At 44.2% G+C, this 2,544-nt stretch carries 3 protein-coding genes; 1 reads left to right on the top strand and 2 read right to left on the bottom strand.

Annotated features, from left to right (window positions below; all coding sequences use genetic code 11):
* Both DW694_RS16615 and DW694_RS16620 read right to left on the bottom strand, forming a co-directional pair.
* Nucleotides 1-645: response regulator transcription factor (locus DW694_RS16615; protein ID WP_147420746.1), on the bottom strand; the 645-nt coding region annotated here is incomplete at its 3' end.
* Between the two features lie 211 nt (nt 646-856).
* Nucleotides 857-985 (bottom strand): helix-turn-helix transcriptional regulator, encoded by a 129-nt coding sequence (locus tag DW694_RS16620; protein ID WP_330383085.1) that lies wholly within the window; start codon nt 983-985, stop codon nt 857-859.
* A 269-nt stretch (nt 986-1,254) separates the two neighbouring features.
* Here DW694_RS16620 and DW694_RS16625 point away from each other — a divergent pair, with 269 nt between their 5' ends.
* Nucleotides 1,255-2,277 (top strand): ABC transporter substrate-binding protein, encoded by a 1,023-nt coding sequence (locus tag DW694_RS16625; RefSeq protein ID WP_021652568.1) that lies wholly within the window; start codon nt 1,255-1,257, stop codon nt 2,275-2,277.
* Nucleotides 2,278-2,544 lie beyond the last annotated feature (267 nt).

Below are 2,544 nucleotides of genomic sequence, written 5' to 3' on the forward strand. Positions count from 1 at the left end.
CTTGATGTAGGGTGCGCCGCCGTCGGATTCGATCTTGCTGCGAATCCGGCTGATGGAGGTTGTCAGGGTGTGTTCGTCTACAAACCTCTCGTCTATATCCCACAGCTTTTCCAAAAGCTGCCCACGGGTCAGCACTTGCCGGGGATTTTTACGAAACAGGTTCAGCATTTTGTACTCCATCGGGGATAGGGTCAGGGGCTTGCCGTTTAGGGAAGCCGTCTGCTCCGAGAAGTCCAGAAACAGCCGTCCGTCATCGTAAATGTCCTTAGCCGGTTTGTGGTGTTCCAGCATGGCGAACATGGCTTTGATCTTCCGCTGCAAGGCCCCGATTACAAAGGGCTTTGTGATGTAGTCCACCGCGCCCACCTCATAGCCCCGTATCTGGTCGCTCTCCTGATCGTTGGCGGTCAGGAATATTACGATGGTGTCCGGGTGCTGGGGCTTTATCAGCTTGCACAGTTCAAAACCGTTCCCGTCCGGCAGGTTGATGTCCAGCAGCACTAAATCAAATTCCCGCTGGCGGATGGCTTCGGCTGCGGTTCTGGCATTTAGGGCAGAAGTCACGCCGTAGCCGTCTGCGGTCAGGTTATAGTCTAACATCTTATTCAAAAAACTGTCGTCCTCGACAATTAAAATCTGCTCCATATTCTCACTTCCTTTGCTTTTTGCAGATAGTATAACAGGCAAATGTCCGAGAATTGTTACAAGGACAAATATATTTATCATTTTACAGCTTTTTTATGTGTACTGCAATTTTATAAAAGAAAGGACAGCAGTATCATCAAATTGCTGTCCTTGCGGTTTATTATAGCTGGTAGTGTATAAGCGTGGGTTCATCATATTTGGTGTGGTATCTTTAACTATGGGAAACTCCGTTCTCCCATTTATTCACCGCTGGAGTAGTTACTCCTAAGCGGTTTGCCATTTCCTCCTGGGTGAAACCAGACTCTTTTCTATATTTTTTTATCACATTTCCAATATTCATCCTAATTCTCTCCTGATTGAAATTTCAAAAGCTTTTGTGATTAAATCATAGCAGGATTGGAAATTGAACACAATTGAATTGTTGTTAAATAAAATTCATATTTTTTAACTGATGGGAAAGTTGATCGTGATCAGCAGTTGGTTTTTTGGGCATATCCTAACAAAAGGAATCATGGAGACTGTGTTTTACGATACTTTGTATGTTTCCCTGGTCACCAATTAATTAATTATGCATACTCTAACAGAAGAAGTCTGTAAAGGAGTATCTGCATGAAAAATAAAAAATGGATTGCACTGGCGGCAGCAGTTGTGCTGGCGGTGACGGCGCTGCCAATGGGAGTATTTGCTGCGAAGAAAGACAGCACAGAAGAGAAGCTTACAAAGGTTACACTGAATGAAGTCGCACATTCAATCTTTTACGCACCGCAGTATGTGGCGATTGAGGAGGGATATTTTGCGGAGAAAGGTCTGGATCTGACGCTGGTGACGGGATTCGGAGCAGATAAAACGATGACTGCTGTGATTTCCGGTGAGGCAGATATTGGATTTATGGGCGCAGAGGCATCTGTTTATGCTTATCAGGAGGGCGCCACGGATCCTGTCGTAAATTTTGCACAGTTAACCCAGCGTGCGGGGAATTTTCTAGTGGCAAGAGAAGAGATGCCTGATTTCAAATGGGAGGATCTGAAAGGAGAGAAGGTTCTTGGCGGTCGTAAGGGCGGAATGCCGGAAATGGTATTTGAATATATACTGAAGAAAAACGGCATTGATCCGCAAAAGGATCTGACCATCGACCAGAGCGTTGATTTCGGTTCCACAGCAGCAGCTTTTACCAGTGATGATTCCGCGGCATATACAGTAGAATTCGAACCATCTGCGACCATTCTGGAAAAAGAAGGAGCGGGCTATGTAGTTGCATCTCTCGGAGAGGCATCCGGCTATGTACCATATACATCCTACAGTGCAAAAGCAAGCTACATGAAAGAAAATCCTGAGATCATCCAGAAATTTACCGATGCACTTCAGAAGGGAATGGACTATGTGCAGAGTCATACGCCGGAGGAAATCGCAGAAGTGATCGCACCGCAGTTCAAAGAAACAGATCTTGAAACCATTACTGCCATTGTAAAACGTTATTATGACCAGGATACCTGGAAAGAAAATCTTATTTTTGAAAAAGACAGCTTTGAGCTTCTGCAGGATATCCTGGAAGATGCAGGTGAGCTGACGGATCGTACAGCGTATGAAAATCTGGTGCAGACAGAGTATGCACAGAAAGCATGTGAAAATTAAAAAATAGTTTAGAAAGTTTAAAAAAACATGGGAAAAACCTGCGGCTTTTATAAAAACCGCAGGTTTTTGTATGTAATAAAGAGGGAATAAGAAAAAAAGAAAAGTTGATTTCGGTGCATATGCGTTTCTGATACCGGCAGCAGTGATCTACCTTTCCGTAATTGTGGTACCGGTATTTTACTCACTGTTTATCCAATGCGTCGTAAAACCCCTTGTTTCCGCTATGGGGATATAAGACGCGTCCATCGAATTTATGCAAGTAATTGA

Source organism: Ruminococcus sp. AM26-12LB (assembly GCF_003480785.1).
GTDB classification, from domain to species: Bacteria; Bacillota; Clostridia; order Lachnospirales; family Lachnospiraceae; genus Blautia_A; species Blautia_A fusiformis.